Source organism: Janthinobacterium sp. TB1-E2 (genome assembly GCF_036885605.1).
In the GTDB taxonomy this organism is placed as follows: Bacteria; Pseudomonadota; Gammaproteobacteria; order Burkholderiales; family Burkholderiaceae_D; genus Janthinobacterium; species Janthinobacterium aestuarii.
Map to the genome: position 1 here is coordinate 5004936 of NZ_CP142523.1, position 21482 is coordinate 5026417.

Genomic DNA, 21482 nt, shown 5'->3' on the forward strand with positions numbered 1-21482 from the left:
TCGGATTACGCGCTTGCGCGCTAATCCGACCTACGCAATACTGGGGTTGTCAGTTATTTAACTGAAATTCAATCCCATGCGTTCCGCCACGGTATGCATGTCCTTGTCGCCACGGCCCGACAGGTTGGCCAGCACGATCTGGTCTTTCGGCAAGGTGGCCGCCAGCTTGGCCGCGTAGGCCAGCGCGTGCGACGATTCCAGGGCCGGGATGATGCCTTCAATATGACAGCAGTCGTGGAAAGCCTGCAGCGCTTCGTCATCGGTGATCGACACGTATTGCGCGCGGCCCGAGTCTTTCAGCCACGCATGTTCCGGTCCCACGCCCGGATAGTCGAGGCCGGCCGAGACGGAATGCGTCTCGATGATCTGGCCGTTTTCATCCTGTAGCAGATAGGTGCGGTTGCCATGCAGAACACCCGGGAAGCCTGCCGTCAGCGAGGCCGAGTGCTTGCCCGTATCGAGGCCTTCGCCGGCCGCTTCCACGCCGATCAGTTTTACATCTTTCTGGTCGATGTACGGGTAAAAGATGCCCATGGCGTTCGAGCCGCCGCCGATGCAGGCCAGCACGTAGTCAGGCTGGCGGCCCGTCATTTCCGGCATCTGCACCAAGCATTCCTCGCCGATCACGGACTGGAAGTCGCGCACCATCATCGGATACGGATGGGGACCGGCCACGGTGCCGATGATGTAAAAGGTGTTTTCAATGTTGGTGACCCAGTCGCGCATGGCTTCGTTCAGCGCATCCTTGAGGGTCTTGGAGCCCGATTCGACGGGCACGACGGTCGCGCCCAGCAGTTTCATCCGGTACACGTTCTGCGCCTGGCGCTTGACGTCTTCGCTGCCCATGTAGACCACGCATTCGAGGCCGAAGCGGGCGCAGATGGTGGCCGTGGCCACGCCATGCTGTCCGGCGCCCGTCTCGGCGATGATGCGCGGCTTGCCCATGCGCTTGGCCAGCAGGGCCTGGCCGATCACGTTGTTGATCTTGTGCGCACCCGTGTGGTTCAAGTCTTCGCGCTTGAAATAGATCTGCGCGCCGCCGGCCAGCTCGGACCAGCGCTTGGCGTGGTAGATCGGCGACGGACGGCCGACGAAGTGCTTGAGCTCGTAGCGGAATTCTTCGAGGAATTCCGGGTCGGCGCTGTAGCGCGCGTAGGCGTCTTTCAGCTCGGCCAGCGCATGCGTGAGCGTTTCGGCAACAAAGGAGCCGCCGTAGGGGCCGAAGTGGCCGCGCAGGTCGGGAAACGGGTAATCGGTGGCGTGGAACAATGCGGCGGCTGCGCCGGGCGCTGTGGTGTGGTCATTCATGGTTGTTTCCTCTGGCAATGATGGCATCGGCATCCTGCACCGCGGCGATAAACGCGCGGACTCGGGATGCGTCCTTGATGCCCTTGGACGCTTCGACACCACTGCTGATGTCGACGGCGTAAGGGCGCACGCGCACCACTGCGTCAGTCGCGTTTTGTACGCTCAAGCCACCACTTAAAACGACCCGAGGCGCGAGTTCTTTTGGAATGAGGGACCAATCAAATACCTTTCCTGCACCGCCATAGGCATCCACATAGGTGTCCAGCAAGAGGCTGGCAAACAAGGGACTGGCGGCGCGATAGCGCTGTTCGTATTCTAGCAAATCTTCAAAGCTGGTGTCGGGTTTGACGCGGAACACTTGCGTAAACGGCGTATTCACGGCCGCGGCCAGCGCGGCGCTGTGTTCGGGCGTCTCGTCGCCATGGAATTGCAGCATCGATAAGGGCGCAACGGCCCTGGTCGCCCGCACCTCGTCCACGCTGGCATTGACGAACAGGCCCACCGCCGTCACGTAGGGCGGCATGGTCGCGATCAGGGCAGCTGCCTGTTCGGGCGTCACATAGCGGGGACTCTGCGGATAAAACACGAAGCCGATGGCGTCGGCGCCCGCCGCCACGACAGCGTGGATGTCTTCGACTCTGGTCAGGCCGCAGATCTTGATGCGTGTGCGTGGCATGGCTTTTCCTTGAAGTTATTGCTTGAAGTAAAACGTCAGAACCAGGGCAAGGCGCTGCTGCTGTCTTGCGGCAATGCCCATTTCGGATCGTAATCGATCTGCGCCAGGTACAGGCCGTCCGGCATGAAGGTGGGTGCGGCCGCGTGACGATCCTTGCTTTCCAGCAAATGCCCGAGCCATTCCGGCTTTTCGCGCCCCGTGCCGATGTAGACGAGCGAACCGACCAGATTGCGCACCATGTGGTGCAGGAAGGCATTGGCCGTAATCGTGAAAATGACGCAATCGCCGCGCCGCTCGATGCGGATGTCATGCATGAGCTTAACGGGCGACTTGGCCTGGCATTGCGCGGCGCGGAAGGCCGTGAAATCGTGCCAGCCCAAGAGCGGCTGCACGGCCTGGCGCATCAGTTCCACGTCCAGCGGACGGAAAAAGAAGCCGGCGCGCCCTTCCACCAGCGGCGAACGGGTGGCGTTGTTGTACAACACATAATGATAGGTGCGCGCACGGGCGCTGAAGCGGGCGTGGAAGAAATCGTTGACCGTCGGATCGCCTTCGAGTTCCCTGGCCCAGCGCACGGCGATGGATTTCGGCAGGAAGGCGTTGACGCCGCGCACCCACGAGTGCACGTCGCGGTTCAATTCCGTATCGAAGTGCACGACTTGCTCGAGCGCATGCACGCCCGTATCCGTGCGGCCGGCGCACGTGGTGGCCAGGCGCACGCGGGCAAACTGCTCCAGCGCGTTTTCCAGCTGGTCCTGCACCGTTTGCCCGTCTTCTTGCTTCTGGTATCCGTGCCAGGCCGTGCCGTCATACTGCAGGCCGAGGACGATACGCTTCAATGGCGTTGCTGTCGTAATATTTTGCATCGAAACATTATACCGGCGCGGCAGCCTGCCGCACCGACGGGCACTGCTAGCTCAACAGCGCACGCATGGTATTGGCTTTCGCAACCTGCTCTTCGCTACCACCCTTGATGACCTCATCGATCAGCTCGCGCGCGCCTTCCTTGTCGCCGATTTCCTGATAGGCGATCGCCAGGTCCAGCTTGGTATCCATTTCCATGTGGATGGCCGACAGCGGGTCGTCCACGCCCACGCTGGCCGTCTTGCCGTCGTTGAGGTCCAGGTCGATGCCGGACAGGTCGAACTCCTGTGCCGGCGGTATGGCTTCCGGCAAGGTCGCAGGCGTTTGCGCGTCGTCGAACAGGCTGTCGATGGAAGGCTCGGCCGCCGCGACCGGCGCGGCAGCCGGCGCCACGGGCTCGTCGAGGTCGAAATGGGCCAGGTCGACATCCTTCAACGGATCAGGCAACGGCGTCAAGCCGGCGCCCACGCCATTGACGGGACCGGCTGGCGGTTCCAGGTCCAGGCCGAAATCCATGCTGGCGTCATACTGCGCATCCTGCGCGGCGGAGACCGGCTTGCTGTCCGGTCCCGGCATGACGATCGGGTCGCTGGTGGAGACGGGTTCGAAATCGAGGCTGTCGAGGTCGAAATCGAGGGGATCGCGCGCATCGCGGGCCGCCACGGAAGACACCGGCTCGGCCGGCGCCAGATTGGCCTGCGGTGCTGGCGGCTCGTCGGGCAAATCCATGCTCTGGCCATGCACGTCGTCGCCGGCAGCCTTGCTCAGGCTGACGACGGCGTCATCTTCCGTATCGCCATACAGGGGATTGGTGGGATCGAGCGCCAGGCCCAGCGCGGCCGCCTGCGGCCACTCTTCGCCCTGCCCCCGGGTCAGGCTGTACAGCTCGCTGGCCTGGTCTTCAAACGCGCGCACGTCGTTGCGTGCCGAATAGATTTCCAGCAGCTTCAGGCGGGCGGCATGGCGTTCCGGGTGGATGCGCAAGGCTTCCTTGAGGATATCTTCCGCCTGGCCATCGCGGCCGTAAGCGATATACACGTCCGCTTCCGCGACCGGGTCCGTTTCATTCGCGTCGAGCATGCTGGCGCCCACCGCGGTAGCCACGCCGGCAGCGGCGGCGCCCGTACCGAACAGGTGGTTGCTCGCTTCGGACTGCTGGTCTTCCGGCGCCAGGCCGGACGGCGACGCCACGGGCGCTTCCGGTTCGACCACGGGCGCGATATCTTCGGGCGGCGGCGGCGCATCCTTGCGGCGACGCGCGACCACCAGCGCGGCCACGGCCGCCAGCAATGCAGCCAGGCCGATGCCGATGGCGCCCAGGTGGTCATTGATCTTGTCGGTGATGGTCGGTTCCAGCGGCGACGGTTTTTTCACCAGCGGCACCGGCTTCGCTTTGGGCACGGGAGGCTGGGCTTCGGCTGGCACGCTGGCAACAACCGGTGCGCTGACGGCGACCTCGGCCGGTTTGGCGGGCGCCGGGGCGCTCTTGTCGGCCATGGCTTTGCTCTTGACCGCCATCAACTTTTCCAGGTCGCTGACGTTCTTTTCCAGCTCTTTGACGCGGGCAGCCGCTTCATCGACCTGCTTGGCCTTGGCGATCTTGTCTTCCTCGCTGGCCACCGCGCTCTTGCCGGCCGACTTGGCCGCCGGTTCCGCCTTCGACAGTTTCAGCTTGTCTTGCGACTCGCTCACGGCCGTCGGCTTTTCCTGTACCTTGGTCGCGCCGATCTTGCCGGCCGTGCTTTGCGTCGCTTCCGCCGCCTTGGCCGGCTTGCTTTGCGACACCTGGCCTGCCAGCTTGTTGCGGTAGGCTTCGAAATCGATGGCGTGCGCCGTCACGATGCCCTTCGCTTCGGCAGCGCCGGTGGCGCGCACGGTGTCCGCGCCCGGCACTGCCAGGATGCGCCCGGCCTGCATGCGGTTCATGTTTTCGCCCTTGAAGGCGTCGGGATTGGCGCGGTACAGGGCCACGAGCATCATGTCGAGCGACACGCCCGATGGCTTCAGTTCGCTGGCGATGCGGCTCAGGGTGTCGCCCATCCTGACCTTGTATTCGCCGGCCGGTTTTTTCGCCGCGGCTGGGGCAGCTTCAGCGGCCGCCTTGCCTTTGCCCGGTTCGGCCGGTGCCGTCACTTGCGCGCCGCGCGTCTGGCGCGCTTCCGGCGTGTCAAGCACGAACGCATATTCGCGCACCTGGCGTCCGCTCTTGCTGCTCAGTTCCAGCAGCAAGTCCACCATGGGCTCGGCCACCGGCTGCGCCGAGCTGATGCGGATGAAAGGCTTGCCATTGCGGTTTTCCACGGCAAACGTCAGCGCGTTCAACGCGGGATTGAATTCCACGTTGGCCTGGCGGTAGGCGTCCGGCGGCGCCAGCTTGGCCAGCAAGCTCGACGCCTCGCCTGGCTTGATGGCCGATAATTCGACCTCGGCGCGCAGCGGCTGGCCGGCGGCGGACAGCACCGTAATCTTGCCCAGCTCGGCTGCGGATGCCGCCGGTGACAATAACACCGCACAGGCGACAGCGCTGCTGAGTGTTTTAATGGCAAGGGAGGCGACCCGGGGACGAGTGTGTACAGGCATAGTTGGCGGCATCTTAGTTGACATGGGAAAACTGTTACTTTTCCAGAGGTATCAACATATCATCATGCCCAGAGCTATGCAAGCTCCGCATGGTTGAGCCTTGACGGGCTCAGGACGAAAAAAAAGCCGGGAAAACAGCCCCGGCTTGATCTTGATCAACAATTTATGGTCGTTATGCGTCCAAGAGGATGCGCAGCATGCGGCGCAGCGGCTCGGCCGCGCCCCACAGCAACTGGTCGCCCACGGTGAACGCGGACAGGTATTCGCCGCCCATGCTCATCTTGCGCACGCGGCCGACGGGTATCGTCAGGCTGCCCGTGACGGCGGCCGGCGACAGGTCGCGCACGGACGCTTCGCGCGTGTTCGGCACGAATTTCACCCATTCGTTGTTGCTGGCGATGATGTCGTTGATTTCATCGAGCGGAACGTCTTTTTTCAGCTTGATGGTCAAGGCTTGCGAATGGCAGCGCATGGCGCCGATGCGCACGCACAGACCGTCGACTGGAATTTCCTTGGTGCCGAAATCGAGGCCGCGGCCGAGGATCTTGTTCGTTTCCGCGCCCGCCTTCCACTCTTCCTTCGACTGGCCGTTGCCCAGGTCCTTGTCGATCCATGGGATCAGGTTGCCGGCCAGCGGCGCGCCGAATTGCTTGATTTCATCCGGGGAATAGCCGTGCTGGGTGGCCAGCACCTGGCGGTCGATTTCCAGGATGGCGGATGCGGGGTTGTCCAGCAGCGCCTTGACGGAACCGTTGATGGTGCCGAACTGCGTCAGCAGTTCGCGCATGTGCTGCGCGCCGCCGCCCGATGCCGCCTGGTACGTCATCGACGTCATCCAGTCGATCAAATCGTGCTGGAACAGGCCGCCCAGGCCCATCATCATGCACGACACGGTGCAATTGCCGCCGATGTAGTTCTTGACGCCCTTGCCCAGCGCATCCTTGATGACGTGCAGGTTGACGGGGTCGAGCACGATGACGGCGTCTTTTTCCATGCGCAAGGTCGAGGCCGCATCGATCCAGTACCCATTCCAGCCGCTGGCGCGCAGCTGCGGGAAGACGGCGCTCGTGTAGTCGCCGCCCTGGCAGGAAATAATGATGTCGCACTTGGACAGTTCGGCGATGTTGTTGGCATCCTTGAGGATGGTTTCATTCTTCGCCATGGCCGGCGCCGAGCCGCCCGTGTTCGAAGTGGTGAAAAACACCGGTTCGATATGGGCGAAATCGCCCTCTTCCTGCATGCGTTGCATCAGGACCGAACCGACCATACCGCGCCAACCTACCAAGCCAACTAATTTCATTACCATTCCTCAAGATGAGACGGCGACTGCCGTCATTAGACTATTTTATCCCAGTGCTTTTACAACTGCATCACCCATGGCCTCGGTACCGACCAAAGTCGTGCCCGCTTCATGGATGTCGGCCGTGCGCAAGCCCTGCGCCAGCACCTGCTTGACGGCGCCCTCGATACGGTTTGCCTGCTCTTCGCGGTTCAGCGAATAGCGCAGCATCATGGCGGCCGACAAGATCGTCGCCAGCGGATTGGCGATGCCCTTGCCCGCGATATCGGGCGCCGAACCGTGCGATGGCTCGTACAAGCCCTTGTTGTTGGCATCCAGCGAGGCCGACGGCAGCATGCCGATCGAGCCCGTCAGCATGGCGGCCGCATCCGACAGGATGTCGCCGAACATATTGCCGGTCACCATGACGTCGAATTTCTTCGGCGCCCGCACCAGCTGCATGGCCGCGTTATCGACGTACATGTGGTCGAGCGCCACGTCCGGGTATTCCTTGTGCACGTCGGTGACGATGTCTTTCCAGAACTGGAAGGTTTCCAGCACGTTCGCCTTGTCCACGCTGGTCAGGCGCTTGTCGCGCTTTTGCGCAGCCTGGAAAGCCACGTGGGCGATGCGGCGGATTTCGCCTTCCGCATAGCGCATAGTGTCGAAGCCTTCGCGCTGGCCCTTGAACGGACCGTCCGGGCACTCGCGCACGCCGCGGGGCTGGCCGAAATAGATGTCGCCCGTCAATTCACGGATGATCAAAATATCCAGGCCGGACACCACTTCCGGCTTCAGGGTCGAGGCGCCCGCCAGTTCCGGATACAGAATGGCCGGACGCAGGTTGGCGAACAGGCCCAGGTTCTTGCGCAAGCCCAGGATCGCCTGCTCGGGGCGGAACTGGCGCTCCAGATTGTCATATTTGTAGTCGCCCACGGCGCCGAACAGCACGGCATCGGCCGCTTTCGCCAGCGCCAGGGTGGCTTCCGGCAAGGGATGGCCATGGGCCGCATAGCCGGCGCCGCCCACGGGCGCCGTTTCCAGTTCGAACGATTCGCCCAGCACATGCAAAACCTTGACGGCTTGCGCGACGATTTCAGGACCGATGCCGTCGCCGGGTAAGATTGCAATTTTCATATTTTTATCGATTAGATGACGTTGGCGAGCCACGGTTGGTTATGGAGATGCCGTTCTTCGAAGGCGCGGATATCGTCGGCGTGGCGCAGGGTCAGGCCGATATCGTCGAGGCCATTCATCAGGCAATATTTGCGGAAAGCGTCGATCTCGAACGGATACGACACGGAACCATTGCTGGTGCGCACGCATTGCTGCTCCAGGTCCACCACCAGCTTGTAGCCGGGGAAAGCCTTGACTTCATTGAACAGGTGCTCGACCTGGCTTTCCGACAGCACGATGGGCAGCAAGCCGTTCTTGTAGCAGTTGTTGAAGAAGATGTCGGCAAACGATGGCGCGATGATGGCGCGGAAACCATATTGATCCAGCGCCCACGGCGCATGTTCGCGCGAGGAGCCGCAGCCGAAGTTCTTGCGCGTCAGCAAGATCGAAGCGCCCTGGTAGCGTGGCTCGTTGAGCACGAACTCGGGGTTCAGCGGGCGACGGCTGTTGTCCTGGCCCGGCTCGCCATGGTCGAGGTAGCGCCATTCGTCGAACAGGTTGGGGCCGAAACCGCTGCGGTGGATCGATTTCAGGAATTGCTTCGGAATAATCGCGTCGGTGTCGACGTTGGCGCGGTCCAGCGGGGCGACCAGGCCTTCGTAAATCGTAAATTTATCCATGCTGTTTCTACTCGGTAAGACGCGCGGCGCAGTGCGCCCGCACGTCACGGTTTATTTTCCGCCGGCGCCAGTGACAACCTGGCCGACTTTCTGCACATCGCGGCCGATGCCGGAGACGGTGTTGCAGCCAGACAGGATGACGGTGGCGATAAGGAGGGCGAAGAGTTTTTTCATGATGAGTTCTCGATAAGAAAGATGGGACTGATACCGCTAGTGTAAACCAGCGGCGCCAGTCCCTGCCGTCATCGCAATCCCCGCACGTCGACAAAGTGGCCGGCGATGCCCGCCGCCGCCGCCATCGCGGGCGACACCAGGTGGGTACGGCCGCCCTGCCCTTGCCTACCTTCGAAGTTGCGGTTCGACGTGGAAGCGCAGCGTTCGCCCGGCTCCAAACGGTCCGCATTCATGGCCAGGCACATGGAGCAGCCCGGCTCGCGCCATTCGAAACCGGCATCCTTGAAGATGCGGTCCAGTCCTTCGCGCTCGGCCAGGTCCTTGACGAGTCCGGAACCGGGCACGACCAGCGCCAGGGTGACGTTCGAGGCGCGGTACTTGCCGCGCACCACGGCGGCGGCCGCGCGCAAATCCTCGATGCGCGAATTGGTGCAGGAACCGATGAAGACCTTGTCGATGCGGATGTCTTCGATGGCCGTGTTCGGCTTGAGGTTCATGTAGACGAGCGCCTTTTCCATCGCATCGCGCTTGACGCTGTCTTTTTCCTGGTCAGGGTCAGGCACGCGGCCATCGACGCCGACCACCATTTCGGGCGACGTGCCCCAGGTCACTTGCGGCACGATCTCGGCCGCATTGAGGGTGACGACGAGGTCGAAGCGGGCGCCCGGGTCCGAATGCAGGGTGCGCCAGTAGGCAACGGCGCGTTCCCAGTGCGGACCGGCCGGCGAAAACGGACGGCCCTTGACGTAATTGATGGTGGTGTCGTCGACGCCGATGATGCCGGCGCGCGCGCCCGCCTCGATGGCCATGTTGCACACCGTCATGCGTCCTTCCATCGACAGGGCGCGGATGGCCGAGCCGCCGAACTCGATACAGTAGCCCGTGCCGCCGGCCGTGCCGATCTTGCCGATGATGGCCAGCACGATATCCTTGGCCGTCACGCCGGCCGGCAGCGCGCCGTCGACTTGCACCAGCATGGATTTGGATTTCTTTTGCAGCAAGGTCTGCGTGGCCAGCACGTGTTCCACTTCGGACGTGCCGATGCCGTGCGCCAGCGCGCCGAAGGCGCCGTGCGTGGACGTGTGCGAGTCGCCGCAGACGACCGTCATGCCGGGCAGGGTCGCGCCCTGTTCAGGGCCGATCACGTGCACGATGCCCTGGCGCTTGTCGTTCATGTTGAAGTAGGTCAAGCCGTAGTGCTTGGCGTTCTTGTCCAGGGTTTCCACCTGCAGGCGCGAGACCGGATCGGCAATGCCGTCCACGCGGCTCGTGGTCGGCACGTTATGGTCGGCCACGGCCAGGTTGGCGGAAATGCGCCATGGCTGGCGGCCCGCCACGCTGAGGCCGTCGAAGGCTTGCGGGCTGGTGACTTCGTGCAGCAGGTGCCGGTCGATATACAAAATTGTCGTGCCATCATCTTCGGCCCGAACAACGTGGGATTCCCAGAGTTTGTCGTAAAGCGTCTTCATCATGATTTATGCAGCGTTGCCACAGCCTGTAGTAAGTGATCTGTCGTACTGATCGAAGGGATCGGCAATGATTATGCCATATATTGTGCAATGCAGAACCAAAAGCCGCTCCAGCGTGGGATAGGCGATACAAAATTTGGCATGCTTTGCAGATATGACGAAAAAATTGCTGATACGAAAATCCGCCAAAATGCCGGCGGGGCGAATAAAAATCGAAAAAAGCCGAAAAAAAAGCCCGCTGCAGAGGTCTGCAGCGGGCTTGGTGTCAGTGCCGGTGTTTCTAGGCAGCCATGCGCACACTTCCCCTGCAACCATCCATCAGGAAAGATAGGCCCACGACTAGCACCAGCTCGCCTTCGGCCGAGCGGGCAGTACCGGTAATGCCTTCCACCGTGATGGCCGTCATCGGCTTGATCACGAGATCGGCCGTGCCATCGACGGCTTCCACGGCGAGAATGTACGGCTGTGGCGCAGCGACAACAATACCGACGCGTTCGCTGCACGATTCGTAGCCCAACGAGCCGGCCAGCGAACGCACGGGCAATGGACGGCCCTGGTCTTTCAGCACCGGCGCGCCGCCCACTTCCATGAAGGTTTCCGGCAATTCGACGACGCGCTGCACCACCGCCATCGGCAGCGCCAGCGCGGCGCCCGAGGTCGACACGAGCATGGTCGGCACGATCGACAATTCGATCGGCAGGCGGATGGCGAACTTCGTGCCCTTGCCCAGCGACGATTCGATATGGATGGCGCCGCGGTTTTTCTCCACGGCCGTTTTCACCACGTCCATACCCACGCCGCGGCCGGAAACGCTGGAGGCGACTTCCTTGGTCGAGAAGCCCGGCAGGAACACCAGCTGGAAGCATTCGTCGTTGCTCAGTTGCGCGTTTTCGCTGATCAAGCCCTTTTGCTGGGCCTTGCTGCGCAGGAAGACCGGGTCCATGCCCTTGCCGTCATCCTGCAGCACGATCATGACGCTGTTCGCTTCCTGCCAGGCTTTCAGCGAAATATACGATTTGGCGGGCTTGCCGGCGGCCAGGCGCGCTTCCGGCGATTCGACGCCATGGTCGAGCGAGTTGCGCAGCATGTGCACGAGCGGATCGTACAGGCTGTCCACGACGACGCGGTCGACTTCCGTCTCCGCGCCTTCGATGGTCAGCTCGACATCCTTGCCCAGGTCTTTCGCCAGTTCGCGCACCAGGCGAGGGAATTTCTGGAACAGGCGGCCGACGGGCTGCATGCGCGTGGCCAGGGTGGCCCGCTGCAGTTCCGTCGAGTAGCGCGAGGCGCGTTCCAGGGTTTCCGCCAAGGTCGCCATCAGGGTGGCGGCCTGGCCTTCGAATTTGAATTGCAGCAAGCGCTCGAGCAGCACGGCGGCCTGATTGGCGGCCTGCACGGATTCGCCGGCCACTTCCAGCAGCGCGTCGAGCTTGACGGCGTCGACGCGGATGCTGTCTTCCTTGACGGGCGCGGCATGGCGCACTTCCGGACGCTCTTCACGGCGTTCGGCGCCATCCCAATTCTTGCCGGCCGGTTTGGCGGCAGCAGCGGCAGGTGTAGCAGGTGCGGCGGCGGCCACGGCGGCAGGCGCAGCGGCGACGGACACGGGCGCGGCAGCGACCCGGCTACCCTCGGGCACGACGGCGTTGTACATGGCTTCCCAGTCCAGGCCATCGGCGCTGGCAGTGGCAACGGCAACGGCAACGGCTGGCGCGACCACAACAATTTCGGCGGCCTCGGCAACGGGCGCGGCCACTTCCGCCACGGCGGCGGCTGGCGCAGGCGCGTCCATGCCCTTGCCTTCGATGGCGTTCGTCAGGATGTGTTCCAGCTCTTCCGGCATGGCCGGCAAGCTTTCCGGCGCGGCGCCATTGGCCAGCTCCGTCAGCTGGTCGGCGACGAAACCGGAAGCTTGCAGCGCCGCCTCGATGGCGATCGGGGTCACGGGCGCGGCGCCCGTGCGCAAGGCATCGAACAGGTTTTCCGTCAGATGGCAGGCCGCCACCAGCGCGGGCAAGCCCATGAAGCCGGCGCCGCCCTTGATGGTGTGGAAGGAACGAAACACGGCATTCAGTGTTTCCTTGTTGTCAGGATCGCGCTCGAGGCGCAACAAGTGCTCTTCAACATTAACCGCAAGATCCATCGCCTCAACGACGAAATCCTTGAGCATATCGTCCATTAGAATCCCAAATCCGCAAGAAGGTCGTCTACATTATCCTGGTCCAGCGCCACCGACGGCACGGACGGGCCCTGCATCAGCGGCACCGGCTTTTGCGCCAGTTTCTCGCGCACTTCGGCCGGCGCGTTGTCGCGCAGCAGCTGGGCCAGTTCGTTTTCCACCGTCTTGGTGATGTTGACCACTTTTTTGATCAGCTGGCCCGTGATGTCCTGGAAGTCCTGCGCCATCATGATTTCCAGCAAGCGCGCTTTTTCCGCTTCCGTTGCTTCGGAAACGGCTTGCGCGAACTGGCGCGAATCGCCGGCCAGGGCCTTGAATTCTTCCAGGCTCAGCTTGCCATCGAACAGGGCCGTCCAGCGGCTGTCCATGTCCTTGGCCTTCTTCGACAGCACATCTTGCGCCGGCATGCCTTCGTCGAGCGTGTTCAGAACCTTGTTGGCTGCCTGTTCGGTCAGGGTGGCGACGTATTCCAGACGGTCCTGGGCGTCGACGATCTGCGACGACGCTTCCGTCAACGCCTTGTCGTAGCCCAGTTCGCGCAGCGAATCGTGCAGCAGGCGCACGATGCCGCCCAGGCGCTCGAACATCGGCTTGTCGGACTGGTCGACGGGATCGGCCGCGTCGCCAGGCGCATCGGCGCTGGCCACGGGCGCCGCTTCCGGCGCGGCTGGCGTTTCTGCCACGGCGGCTGCCGGCACGGCGGCGCTGGCCGACACGGAGTCGAACAGCGCGTCGAAATCGTCATCCGCAATCACGGCGGGAGCGGGCGCGGCGGCAGGTGCGGGCTGAGCCGCGGCCGCACTTTGCGCAGATACTTCATCGAATAATGCGTCGAAATCATCAGCGGCGTTGGTCATATCCCTGCTTCTCCATAATTTGTCAAAATTCCGCCTGAACTGTGCGTTTTACAGACTGATACCCACAATTTCTCGATTAAGATGATTTGAGGCAATACCGCTGCGATGGTGCGAGTGTAGCAGGGCGCCGCCCTGTTGGTAAATCTCAAAACGCGCTTCCTGGTGCAAAGCTGGTCCACAAGAGCTTTTCCACCAGGAAATAAGTGTTCCTGCTGTTGTATTTTGAAATACTACCATTGGCGTGGGTGCAAGACCACGCGCAGTACAACAAATCCTGCTTCCGGGCGCCCGCGCAACAGCGCAGTATGGACATCGTTGCAGCTAAAACACGATCTTTCTGCCAATGTTGTCTATACTGAAGGTGCAGTTGTGTTGATAATTATCAAGTCTTTACATGAATACAATGCTGCCGCCGCGTCTACAATAAGAGGCGTTGCGTGCGCTCAGTCACCGTCAAAGGATCTGCCATGTATAAGAAAATTCTGATCGCCACGGACGGCTCCACCGTCTCCAACTTGACGGCCTGTGCCGGCGTTGCCTTTGCCGAACAGATGCACGCCGACATCCTTGCCGTGTACGTGGCGCCCGAATACCAGTACCCGGTATACATCGAGATCATTCCGCCAAGCTACCCCAGCGAGGAGGAGTACCGCATCGCCATGCGCAAGGCGGGCGCCGACCACTGGCAGCCCATCCTCGACGCGGCCGCCAAGCGGGGCCTGGAAGCGACGGGCTTGACGGCCTTTTCCGACAGCCCCGCCCTGAAAATCGTGGAAGTGGCGCAATTGCAGCATTGCGACCTGATTTTCATGGGCTCGCATGGCCGCAGCGGCTGGGGGCAATTGCTGCTGGGCAGCGTGACCAACAAGGTGCTGTCGCACTCAAAACTGCCGGTACTCGTGCATAGGCTGATCAAGGAACCACCGTCGGAATAAGGGGTCACATGACCACGGAGACCGCCGTTGCCGGCACATTAAGAAAAAGGCAAATTTTCGGCCGCGTCAGTTAAAATGGCAACGTTTCTCGTTTCTCAACATTTGATTGTCCGGTGACGGACAGAGCAGATTTCACGCATCCAGATTGCCCGCCTATGATACGTATTGTGATTGCCGACGACCACACCATCATGCGAGAAGGATTGAAGCGCATCCTTGACGGCGCGCCGGACATCGATATCGTGGGTGAAGCCATCGACGGCTTTGAAGTACTCAACCACGTACGCCAGGGCGGCTTCGACCTGCTGCTGCTCGACCTGTCGATGCCGGGCCGCAGCGGCGTCGACCTGATCCGGCAAATCCGCAGCGAGGCGCCGAAGCTGGCCATCCTGATCCTCACCATGCACGAGGAAGAACAATATGCGGTGCGCGCCATCCGCGCCGGCGCGCAAGGCTATCTGACCAAGGAAAGCGCGGGCACCCAGCTCGTGGGCGCCATCCATAAGGTGGCGTCGGGACGTCCGTATATCAGCGCCGAGGTGGCGGAGCAGCTCGTGCTCAACATCATGATGCCGAACGAAAGCCTGCTGCACAAACAGTTGTCGGACCGCGAGTTCGAAGTCTTTTCCCTGCTGGTGGCGGGCAAGTCGATCACGGAAATCGCCAACAATCTGCACCTGAGCGTCAAGACGGTGAGTACGCACAAGACCCGCATCATGCAAAAGATGGGCATGAGTTCGCTGTCGGAAATGGTCCAGTACGCCGTGGCGCACCGCCTCTTATCCCCCTTCAAGACTTGAGCATGGCGGCGCGCGCCCGCGCGTCGACCGTAGGAACAATCCTACCTCACCTACCACAGCTCCTACTGCCATATTCAGCCACTGCTGATATTAATTGGATACGGTTGTTGGCATACTGAAACCAGTAATCAAGTTGCTGGGAAGTTATTTCATCACACAGCAAGTCGTCAGCGAATTGAGCTTTACCTGCCTGGACGCGCGCCGCCCCTTCCCTGCCCGCCGTCCTGCGCACCCTGTTATTCAACTCTGAACTACCTGTCACCAGGAGATGAACATGCTGTCCACGCAAACGCCCGAAACCCGCGCCGCCTCCCCATCGCTGGCCCCCTCCTCTCCGATGGAAGCAGGGCGCCAGCGCCAGGGGCGGCTCTGGTCGAACCTGAAGGAGGTGTGCGACCTGCTGCATATCTCCAGCGCCTGCACCATCGCCGCCGACGAACTGCTGTTCCAGCACGTGCAATTCAAGACGGGCCAGCGCGTGCACACCATCGGCCAGCCGTTCGACACCCTGTACATCGTCAATTCGGGCTTCCTGAAAACCGTGCTCATCGATGAATTCGGCAATGAACAGGTACTGAGCTTTCCCATGAAGGGCGACATGCTGGGCGTCGACGGCATCCACTCGCGCCATTACTCCTCGGAAGCGGTGGCCCTGTCCGACTGCGACCTGATCCTGCTGCCGTTCAAGAAGCTGACGGCGCTGGGACGTGTTCACCTGGAACTGGAAAACGTCATGTACGGCGTGATGAGCCGCGAACTGGTGCGCGAACAGGCGATGATCGGCATGCTGGGCGCCTTGAGTGCCGAAGCCCGCGTGGCGCGCTTCCTCGTTTCGCTGGCCGACCGCTTCGCGCAGATGGGTTACTCGAGCAAGCTGTTCAACCTGCGCATGACGCGCCATGAAATCGGCAGCTACCTGGGCCTGACCCTGGAAACGGTGAGCCGCACCTTATCCGCCTTCAATGAAATCGGCCTGATCTCGGTTGACCAGCGCACCATCGGCATCAAGGATCCGGACGCCCTGAAAACCCTGCGCCGCCTGCCACCTTCGCGCTCGCGCGCCAAGCAGCTGGCCGCCGCCAAGCTCAAGGCCGACACCACTGCGGCCGCCACTGCCTCGGCGCAATTGCTGGCCACGATTTAACGCCATCCCGCTTTCTTCCAGCTTGGCACAGGCTTGACCCGGCCAAGGCGCGCACCGCCTTGCCGGGTCTTTTTTGCCGCCACCGCCCCTCCACGCCGCGCCAGCGGCCGCCTTTGAACGACCTCGTCGGCCAAGGCGTCGTGCTGCCATAAAAAAGCGCGGATTCCGCACAAATAAGCCTTGCTTTTCGGGCCACATTCAACAATAATGCAAATACGAATCATTCTCAACTGAGATAAAGAAAGCCCAACATGCAAAGCTCAAAACCAGCCTTGATCCAGGATGCCGCTACTGCCCACGTCCGTCCTCCCGTCAGCATGGCCCAGCCGGCGCGCCGCATCACCAGCGAAGCCCTGTTGCAGCAGGGCCGCGAAGTGGAGATTGAACACAGCGGCAAGATCTATCGCCTGCGCGTCACCCAATTGAACAAGCTGATCCTGACTGCCTGAAGCAGCACGGCAGCCAGTCACCACACTCGCCAGCCAGTCGCGCCCCGTGCGCGCAGCCAGCCAAACCACCGCACAGGAGTGTTTGATGGCGCACGACCGACCTTCCCCGATGTTTTCTTCCCCGCAAAGCCAACAGCCTGAATTGCTGCTATCGGCCGTGCTGCACCTGATGTCGCACTATCATGCGGGCAGTCCCTGCGAGAAACTGGCCGGTGTCATCGAACGCCATCTGCAAGCGCTGGCCGGCTCGCCCGGCCTGAGTCCCGTGCTGCAAGCAACTTGCCAGCAACTGTCACAGCAATGGGCCGCCCTGGTGGCGCTGCACCAGCCCGTGCCGCCGAAGACCACCTTGCTGGATCGCCTGGCACGCATGCTGAGCGCCAGGCGCCCCGCTTCGCCCCTGCCGCAATAGTTCTCTTCAACATCTCCACCGCCCAACAGGATATCGCCATGTGTGACAAAGACCAGTCCCTGCCCGTCATCAGCAATTGCGCCCACGCCGACACGGAAACGGCCGCGCTCGCTTCGCGCCGCCGCCGGCTGTGGGAACTGTCGCACACCTGCCATTGCCCGCTGGTGGGCGTGGGTTTGCCATTGGGCTACCTGCGCAAGCTGGTAGGCAAGATGACGGGCGGACGCGTGCTGGCCGACGACTACGAAGTGCACGTGGGCGCCGTGACGGAATGCGGCGCGCGCAACCGCCTGTCCGAAGCGCTGCAAAAGGAACTCGAACGCCGCTACGCTCCCGTGATCCTGCGCTTTCGCGGCGCCAAGACCACGGAGCAGGTAGCGCAACTGTGGCGCACGGCCGTCGCCAACGGCGACGTGTCGGGCGCTTTCTGGGCCGGCCTGACGCACCCGCGCTGCGATGCCGAGCTGGAAGAACAGATGTGCCGCGACTTGCACATGATCCAGCACCAGGCCGGCGCCTGCGTGCGCGCCGACATGGGCAAATTTACGGCCTTGCAGGAAGAAAATGCGCGCCTGACACAGGAACTGTCCAAGCTGCAACAACGCAGCCAGGCGGCGCTCATGGAAAAGACGGGCGAGCTGGAACGCCAGGAAGCCGTGCTGCTGCGCACGCGTGCCGAGGCCATCGGCAAGGATAGCGTGATCGACGGCTTGCGCGCGGAACTGGCGCAGTTGCAGGCCGCCATCCCCGCGCTGGAATCGCGCACGCGCCTGGTCGAACGCCTGGCGCAAATGGATGAGCGCGAAAAGGAATTGCGCCAGCAAATCACGGAATTGAAACAGGCCCAGCCGCGCCCGGCCGCTGTCGCGCCGACACCGGCGCCGAAGCTGGAAGTGCCGACCGGCGGCAAGCTCAAAATGCCGATCCGCCTCGTCGACCAAAGCGTCTTGTGCGTGGGCGGACGCAGCGGCAATGTCGCCACCTACCGCGCCCTGATCGAGCGGGTGGGCGCGCAGTTCGCCCACCACGACGGGGGCCTGGAAGACAATGCCAACCTGCTCGACTCGAGCCTGGCGGCGGCCGACCTGGTGATTTGCCAGACGGGCTGCATCAGCCACAGCGCCTACTGGCGCGTGAAGGATTATTGCAAGCGCACGGGCAAACGCTGCGTCTTCATCGACAACCCCAGCATCTCCAGCCTGGCGCGCGGCTTGCAGGAAGTGAGCGGCGACATGGACACGGCGCCGCTGGTCGATATCCAGCCGTAAGCAGTCCCCTCTGTATTAATACACGTCGCGCCGGTAGCGCCCTTCAGCTGCCAGCGCATCGAGCGCGGGCCGGCCCAGGATCTCTTGTAGCGCCTGGTCGACGCCGCCCGCCATGCCGGCCAGGCTGCCGCAAATATAGATGGCCGCGCCCTGCTCCAGCCACAGCTTGACTTCATCGGCATTGCCGCGCAGGCGGTCCTGCACGTAGGTCCGCTCCGCTTGGTCGCGCGAAAAGGCCAGGTCCAGACGCGGCAGGTCGCCGCTGGCGTGCCAGCCTTCAATTTCTTCGCGATAATGGAAATCATGGGCCACATTACGTTCGCCAAAGATCAGCCAGTTGCGCCGCTGCCCTGCCAGCACGCGGCTTTTCAAATGTCCGCGCAAGCCGGCGATGCCGCTGCCGTTGCCGATCAAAATCAATGGACGCTGGACATTGTCTTCCAGGCGGAAACGCCGGTGCTGGCGCAAGCGCAGCTGCACCACGTCGCCGACCTTGGCCTGCGCCGTGAGCCAGCCCGAGGCCAGGCCCAGGCTGCCATCGGGATGCGCATGCTGGCGTACCAGCAAGTGCACGCCGCCATCGCGCGGGATCGAGGCGATCGAATATTCGCGCGGCTGCGATGGATCGGCGGGCGCCGTCACCTGCACCAGGTCGCCCGACTGCCACTCCGGCAAGCTGCCGGCCACGGGCGCCAGTTCCACATGATAGATGGCGCCGCCCGCGCTGCCGGGGTTGAGGTGGCGCCGCTGCGTCAGCCGCCAGTCGCCAAACGCGGGCGCGCTCCAGTCCGGCGCGTCGCTGGTGCCGGCCAGGTGGCTCAGGTGTTGGAACCATTGCTCGATGGCGGCGCTGGCGCTGCGGTCGACTTCGATGCGCTCGAACAGACGCGACGCACCCTGCGCCGCCAGCCAGGCATCGAGCGAGCGGCCGAAACCGCAGAACTGGCCATAGCTGCGGTCGCCCAGGGCCAGCACGGCATAGTGCAATTGCGGCAGCGCAATCTCACCCGTCATCAATCGGCCCATGAAGGCGGCCGCATTGTCGGGCGCGTCGCCTTCGCCGTACGTGCTGACCAGGAACAAGGCCCGTTCCGCCTGTTGCAGATCAGCGGCTGTCACTTCGGCCAGCGCACACAGGCGCACGGGGATGCCGGCCAGCTGCAGGCTCTGCGCCGTTTGCGTGGCCAGTTCCTCGGCATTGCCCGTCTGGCTCGCATACGCCACCAGCCAGGGACGGCTGTTGGCCAGCGCCGCCTTGGCCGCGTCGGACGTGCGGCGCTTGGCGCGCGCGCGCAGCCAGGGCGCCAGGCACACGCCCGCATAACTGAGGGACAGGGCGGCCAGCAAGGCCAGCCGCGTCGTATCGTGCGTAAAAATCATGGATTAATCGTTCATTCGTCGAGCATGGCCAGCATGTGGCTGCTCAGCGTTTCATGGTAGCCGTGACCGTCGCGCTGCAGGAAGCGCACGGCCAGGCCCTGCTCTTCGGCCAGCACCATGCCGGCCTCGACACCCAGCACGGTCAGGGCCGTCGACCAGGCGTCGGCCGCCATGCATTGCTCATGCACGACGGTGACGGAAGCGAGTTGATTGGCGATCGGCATGCCGTTGCGCGGATCGATGGTGTGCGAGAAACGCACCGTGCCGTCCTTGAAGAAACGCCGGTAATCGCCCGACGTCGCCACGGACAAGCCGTGCAGCGCCAGCAGCATTTCCGCCGGATGCTGCGCATGATCGGCACTATCGGCGGCGCCATCGACCTGTTCCAGCATCACCCACCACGGCTGGCCGTCGGGCTTGCTGCCGGCGCCGCGCAGCTCGCCACCGACTTCGACCAGGTAATGGTGGATGCCCTGGCTGTCCAGGTAGCGGGCCAGGCGGTCCACGCCATAGCCCTTGGCGATGGCGGACAAATCGAGCTGCAAGCCGCCCGGCTGGCGCGCGCGGCGGGCCGGCAAGTCCAGCTCCAGGCGGCGGCGCTGGCCTTGCGCCAGCAGCAGCGCCACGCTATCGTCTTTCGGCGGCAAAAAGCCCGGTTCATCGTAGCGATGGCGGGGACCGAAGCCCCACAGATTGACGAGGGCGCCCGCGCACGGGTCGTACGCGCCGCCCGATGCTTGCGACACGTGCATGGCAAAGCCCAGCACCTCGCAAAACGCGGCGGGCAGGCTGTGCCAGCTGCCTGGCCCGGCCCGGTTGAAGCGGCCCAGGTCGGACTCGTCGTTCCAGTGGCTCATTTGCGCGACGACCAGGTCCAGCTGCTGCTGCAAGCCCTGCTGCAAGTCGGCGCTGCCCGCGCGTCCCGGCATGGCGGACTCGAGCAGGCGCACCGACCAGCTGGTGCCCATGGACAAGCCGCGCAAGTCCCGGATCGCGGCGCCGGGCGGCGCGGCCTGATCGGAAATATGCTGCGGCAGCAGGACCCGGCGCATCGGCGCTCTCGTGAGGATGCCGCCGCTTACTGCGGCAGCACTTCCACGGTGGCCGCGTACGTCATGCGGCGCTCGGGCATCACCGGCGGCTGGCCGGCCACGGCCGGTGCGGCCGCTGGCCAGGTGCTGCTCAGGTAATACATGCCGGCCGCCGGCACAGTGAACGTGATCTCGCCCTTGGCATCGGTGCTCTGGCGGATTTCACCGAGCACGCCACGGTATCGCACGCCGCCTGGCACCAGGCTGAAGGCCTGGTTCGCCGCCGGCTTGCCATCGACGAAGAAGCGCCACGTGGCTTTTTCGCCCGCGCGCAAGTCGTTCGGGTGCGTCACGGGGACGAATTCCAGGCCCACGCCGGTCGGCTTGAACACTTCCGTGCTCGTTTCGCCATTGCTGAAGAAAGTTTCCAGGCGCGCTGCCGTGCGCGTGATTTTCAGCTCTTGCGCGTCGGCCGGCACGTCCTTCTTGAACGTCTCTTCGTTGCCGCGGAAACGTTTCTGCTCGCCATTGAGCTTGTAGCTGCCCATCACGTTTTGCGACACGATGGCCGCCTTGTACGTGCCCGGCTTTTCCATTTTTACGTCGAAGACGCTGCGCAAACGGCCCGTGACCGTGTTCGCCGGCGTGACCTTCGCGCCATCCGGACCGATCACTTGCAGCGCATCCAGGCGCAGCGGCTGGTGGTCGATATCGAACAGGCCGTCGGAAACGGCCGCGTCCACCGTCACCCAGGCGTCCTTGCTTTCCACCATCGTGCTCGATGGCACCATCCAGCCGCGGTGGGCGTGGGCGTTCATGGCCAGGCCGGCCAGGGCCACGGCGATCAGGGTTTTGTTGAATTGCTTGAACATGGTGTGCGC

Annotated in this window: 20 protein-coding genes; 6 read left to right on the forward strand and 14 right to left on the reverse strand. The window is 63.1% G+C overall.

The features are described 5' to 3' along the window. Positions 1 to 57 precede the first annotated feature (57 nt). The 11 genes from trpB to OPV09_RS22580 all read right to left on the reverse strand — a co-directional run bounded on the left by trpB (position 58) and on the right by OPV09_RS22580 (position 13182). Positions 58 to 1308, reverse strand: coding sequence for a tryptophan synthase subunit beta (gene trpB, locus OPV09_RS22530; RefSeq protein ID WP_034750528.1), 1251 nt, complete (start codon positions 1306 to 1308; stop codon positions 58 to 60). Next, positions 1301 to 1984: a phosphoribosylanthranilate isomerase gene (locus tag OPV09_RS22535; RefSeq protein WP_070303556.1), complete on the reverse strand. Its 684-nt coding sequence runs from the start codon at positions 1982 to 1984 to the stop codon at positions 1301 to 1303. Before OPV09_RS22535 ends, trpB begins: the two co-directional genes overlap by 8 nt. Positions 1985 to 2019: 35 nt before the next feature. Next, positions 2020 to 2823, reverse strand: a complete 804-nt coding sequence (truA, locus tag OPV09_RS22540; protein ID WP_034750899.1) for a tRNA pseudouridine(38-40) synthase TruA — start codon at positions 2821 to 2823, stop codon at positions 2020 to 2022. Between the two features lie 73 nt (positions 2824 to 2896). Continuing rightward, positions 2897 to 5356, reverse strand: coding sequence for a FimV/HubP family polar landmark protein (locus OPV09_RS22545; RefSeq protein WP_338679415.1), 2460 nt, complete (start codon positions 5354 to 5356; stop codon positions 2897 to 2899). 244 nt (positions 5357 to 5600) lie between these two features. After that, positions 5601 to 6728: an aspartate-semialdehyde dehydrogenase gene (gene asd / locus OPV09_RS22550; protein ID WP_072452459.1), complete on the reverse strand. Its 1128-nt coding sequence runs from the start codon at positions 6726 to 6728 to the stop codon at positions 5601 to 5603. Positions 6729 to 6773: 45 nt separating this feature from the next. Continuing rightward, positions 6774 to 7844 (reverse strand): 3-isopropylmalate dehydrogenase, encoded by a 1071-nt coding sequence (leuB, locus tag OPV09_RS22555; RefSeq protein ID WP_034750539.1) that lies wholly within the window; start codon positions 7842 to 7844, stop codon positions 6774 to 6776. Positions 7845 to 7855: 11 nt separating this feature from the next. Further along, the gene (leuD, locus tag OPV09_RS22560; protein WP_058049067.1) at positions 7856 to 8503 is read right to left on the reverse strand and encodes a 3-isopropylmalate dehydratase small subunit; all 648 of its coding nucleotides are present in this window, start codon (positions 8501 to 8503) and stop codon (positions 7856 to 7858) included. A 51-nt stretch (positions 8504 to 8554) separates the two neighbouring features. Continuing rightward, positions 8555 to 8677 carry a lipoprotein gene (locus OPV09_RS22565; protein ID WP_010400408.1) on the reverse strand — a complete coding sequence of 41 codons (123 nt, stop codon included), beginning with the start codon at positions 8675 to 8677 and terminating at the stop codon, positions 8555 to 8557. 68 nt (positions 8678 to 8745) lie between these two features. Beyond that, positions 8746 to 10149 (reverse strand): 3-isopropylmalate dehydratase large subunit, encoded by a 1404-nt coding sequence (gene leuC, locus OPV09_RS22570; protein WP_072452451.1) that lies wholly within the window; start codon positions 10147 to 10149, stop codon positions 8746 to 8748. A 277-nt stretch (positions 10150 to 10426) separates the two neighbouring features. Beyond that, positions 10427 to 12325 (reverse strand): chemotaxis protein CheA, encoded by a 1899-nt coding sequence (locus OPV09_RS22575; protein WP_072452449.1) that lies wholly within the window; start codon positions 12323 to 12325, stop codon positions 10427 to 10429. Then, positions 12325 to 13182, reverse strand: coding sequence for a protein phosphatase CheZ (locus OPV09_RS22580; protein WP_034750552.1), 858 nt, complete (start codon positions 13180 to 13182; stop codon positions 12325 to 12327). The genes OPV09_RS22575 and OPV09_RS22580 overlap by 1 nt, the downstream gene beginning before the upstream one ends. Positions 13183 to 13649: 467 nt before the next feature. Here OPV09_RS22580 and OPV09_RS22585 point away from each other — a divergent pair, with 467 nt between their 5' ends. From OPV09_RS22585 to OPV09_RS22610, 6 genes are all read left to right on the forward strand, one after another. After that, complete coding sequence (locus tag OPV09_RS22585) at positions 13650 to 14117, forward strand: universal stress protein (RefSeq protein ID WP_034750554.1); 468 nt, start codon at positions 13650 to 13652, stop codon at positions 14115 to 14117. Positions 14118 to 14272: 155 nt separating this feature from the next. Continuing rightward, positions 14273 to 14917 carry a response regulator gene (locus tag OPV09_RS22590; protein ID WP_034750556.1) on the forward strand — a complete coding sequence of 215 codons (645 nt, stop codon included), beginning with the start codon at positions 14273 to 14275 and terminating at the stop codon, positions 14915 to 14917. Positions 14918 to 15254: 337 nt separating this feature from the next. Next, a complete protein-coding gene (locus OPV09_RS22595; protein WP_034750901.1) occupies positions 15255 to 16061 on the forward strand; it encodes a Crp/Fnr family transcriptional regulator in 807 nt (268 codons plus the stop codon). A gap of 251 nt (positions 16062 to 16312) precedes the next feature. After that, entirely contained in the window at positions 16313 to 16510 is a 198-nt protein-coding gene (hemP, locus tag OPV09_RS22600; protein ID WP_034750559.1) for a hemin uptake protein HemP, read from the forward strand. 85 nt (positions 16511 to 16595) lie between these two features. Continuing rightward, positions 16596 to 16922 (forward strand): hypothetical protein, encoded by a 327-nt coding sequence (locus OPV09_RS22605; RefSeq protein ID WP_034750562.1) that lies wholly within the window; start codon positions 16596 to 16598, stop codon positions 16920 to 16922. A gap of 38 nt (positions 16923 to 16960) precedes the next feature. Continuing rightward, positions 16961 to 18190 carry a DUF2325 domain-containing protein gene (locus OPV09_RS22610; protein ID WP_338679416.1) on the forward strand — a complete coding sequence of 410 codons (1230 nt, stop codon included), beginning with the start codon at positions 16961 to 16963 and terminating at the stop codon, positions 18188 to 18190. Between the two features lie 15 nt (positions 18191 to 18205). Here OPV09_RS22610 and OPV09_RS22615 read toward each other — a convergent pair whose 3' ends face one another. The 3 genes from OPV09_RS22615 to OPV09_RS22625 are packed head-to-tail and all read right to left on the reverse strand — an operon-like array spanning position 18206 to position 21473. Next, positions 18206 to 19570 (reverse strand): sulfite reductase subunit alpha, encoded by a 1365-nt coding sequence (locus OPV09_RS22615; RefSeq protein WP_338679417.1) that lies wholly within the window; start codon positions 19568 to 19570, stop codon positions 18206 to 18208. An 11-nt stretch (positions 19571 to 19581) separates the two neighbouring features. Next, entirely contained in the window at positions 19582 to 20622 is a 1041-nt protein-coding gene (locus tag OPV09_RS22620) for an FAD:protein FMN transferase (RefSeq protein WP_338679418.1), read from the reverse strand. A 26-nt stretch (positions 20623 to 20648) separates the two neighbouring features. Then, a complete protein-coding gene (locus OPV09_RS22625; RefSeq protein ID WP_338679419.1) occupies positions 20649 to 21473 on the reverse strand; it encodes a DUF4198 domain-containing protein in 825 nt (274 codons plus the stop codon). Positions 21474 to 21482 lie beyond the last annotated feature (9 nt).